A 619-nucleotide genomic window follows, 5' to 3' on the forward strand; every position below is an offset into this window, starting at 1 on the left:
TCGTCGATGAACACCAGCAGCGAGCAGGCGGGCGCCCGCTGCTCGAACCAGCGGTGATCGCTGCCGTCGATCTGGATCAGTTCGCCATAACAGGCCCGACGGTTGCGCGGCTGGAAGACCTTCGGCGGTCGCTGCGCCCGTGGCACCCACAGTCCAGCCGCGTACATCCACTGGCGCAACGTTTCTTTGGCCAGCACGATGCCGTGACACTCATGAAGCTTCTCGCGCGCCAGCGTCGGGCCGAAATCGGCATAGCGCTCCCGGATGATGGCAATCACACGCGCTCGCAGACTCACGGAAAACTGCCGGTTACCCGGCCTGCCACGTCTGGCGGAAACCAGACCGGCAGCCCCGGCGGCCTCGAAGCGGCGCCTCAGACGCGACACCTGACGCTCGCTCAGTCCCAGCTGTTCAGCCGCACGCACGCCGCTCAGACGTCCTTCAACGACCGATTCGATGATCTTGACGCGTCGTAACTCGTTCATGCTGATCGTCACCAGTCCAGGCTCGTTCATGGCAGGCTCCGCCGGATTGCGCGTCGACAGCATGCGCCTCGGGCAGGCCTGAACCGGACATTTCTAACTGGCCCAAACCGGACATTACCAAATAGCCGCTACAT

1 protein-coding gene is annotated in these 619 nt (G+C 63.7%); it reads right to left on the minus strand.

Annotated elements, in window-relative coordinates; translation table 11 throughout:
• The coding region (locus PXJ20_RS32930) for a helix-turn-helix domain-containing protein (protein ID WP_421057516.1) at window positions 1-515 on the minus strand (515 nt) is incomplete at its 3' end.
• Window positions 516-619: the final 104 nt, after the last annotated feature.

Origin of the sequence: Paraburkholderia sp. A1RI_3L (genome assembly GCF_048957895.1) — a bacterium.
Taxonomy (GTDB): domain Bacteria; phylum Pseudomonadota; class Gammaproteobacteria; order Burkholderiales; family Burkholderiaceae; genus Paraburkholderia; species Paraburkholderia kururiensis.